This is a genomic window from Thermus sp., assembly GCF_056332225.1.
The window spans coordinates 1-1,258 of record NZ_JBWGQW010000120.1 but is presented as its reverse complement, the minus strand read 5'-3'; the positions used below and the strand labels follow the sequence as shown (position 1 = coordinate 1,258).

The 1,258-nt window shown below is 72.2% G+C and carries 3 protein-coding genes and 1 pseudogene; all 4 read right to left on the bottom strand.

The window, feature by feature from the left end; translation table 11 throughout:
- Window positions 1–377 (bottom strand): annotated as a pseudogene (locus AC01Y6_RS10405) (S8 family serine peptidase); the annotation flags it as partial.
- A gap of 10 nt (window positions 378–387) precedes the next feature.
- Entirely contained in the window at window positions 388–639 is a 252-nt protein-coding gene (locus AC01Y6_RS10400; protein ID WP_476671448.1) for a hypothetical protein, read from the bottom strand.
- Complete coding sequence (locus AC01Y6_RS10395) at window positions 640–1,041, bottom strand: hypothetical protein (RefSeq protein WP_476671447.1); 402 nt, start codon at window positions 1,039–1,041, stop codon at window positions 640–642.
- Window positions 1,028–1,192 carry a hypothetical protein gene (locus AC01Y6_RS10390; protein WP_476671446.1) on the bottom strand — a complete coding sequence of 55 codons (165 nt, stop codon included), beginning with the start codon at window positions 1,190–1,192 and terminating at the stop codon, window positions 1,028–1,030. The genes AC01Y6_RS10395 and AC01Y6_RS10390 overlap by 14 nt, the downstream gene beginning before the upstream one ends.
- Between the last annotated feature and the right edge of the window lie 66 nt (window positions 1,193–1,258).

Genomic DNA, 1,258 nt, shown 5'->3' with positions numbered 1-1,258 from the left:
GTGGCGGCCTGGGGCGCAGTCCCTTCCCCGCCCACGTAGACCGCGCCCTCCAGGTAGAGGTCCGGGGAGGAGGCCCCCTCCACCACCAGGCGGAAGGAGGCCTCCCGCCGCATCCCCCCGCCCTCGGCCACCACCCGGGCCTGCCAGGTCCCGGGCTGGCGCCCCAAGAGGGAGAGGAAAAGCTCCCTCTTCCCCTCCACCTCCTCCTCGGCGGGGGTCATCTCCTGGGGCAGGCCCTCCACCCGGAGGCGGGCCCTGAGCCCCCTCGCCTCCACCCGCACCGGGAGGGTGGCCTCCCCGCCCTCCGCCACCCGCACCTCCTCCTTTCCCAGGGAGAGCCGGAGGAGGGGGGCCTCGAGGGCGCACCCCGCGGTCAAAAGGAGCAGGCTAAAAAGGAGGGTCCAGGTCCTCCTCGTCCCTTTCAAGCCCCGCCTCCCTCACCCGCTGGGCGAAGGCCTCCTCGAGGGCCTCGTAAGCCTCCTCCAGGCTGGGGAAGTCCCCGAGGTCTTCCCGTTCCCCTCCGGGGCCCTCCCACCAGGCCCGGCACCTTCCCGTGGGCCACTCCTGGATCCATCCTTCGCCCACGGGGGTCTCGTAGACCTGCCGCTTCCGGCTCCCGTCCAACCGGAGAACCCGCATCTACTTCCTCCCCGCCAAGGCCACGCCGAAGTACCCCCGGAGGACCGCCACCACCTCCGGGCTTTCCACCACCACGAAGGCCTCCCCCTTGGGGGCCACGAAGAAGCGCCCGTCCGCGAGAAGGAACCAGCCCGCCATGGGCGTCCCCCCGAGGCGCACCACCCGCGCCCCCCTGGCCCAGGAGGGCGGCGCCTCCCGCCCCAGGACCAGGGTGAGGCGCTTCTCCTTCAGGGCCTCTCCCAGGGAGGCCGGGGGCAGGCCCACCACCGTCGCCTCCTGGACCCGGTTCACGAGGAACCAGTAGAGCTCCCGCCCCGCAAGCTCCCGCACCTGGGGAAGGCCCTGGGCCAGGGCGGGGGCCAGCGTAAGAAGGAGAAAGGCGAGGAGCCTAGAAGAGCTCACCGGTTTCAAAAAGCCTCTCCACCTCATCCTCTTCCTCCCACGCCTCCTCCGCCTCCCGGTCCAGGCACTCGAGGCAGGCCGCCTCCACCTCCTCGCCTCCGGGAAGGCGCACCAGGATGCTCCCCTTGCCCCCGCACATGGGGCACTCCATCACGCCACCTCCGGGAGGGGCACCCTGAACTCCGGGGCCCAAAGGAGCGCCTCCCGCACCACGGAG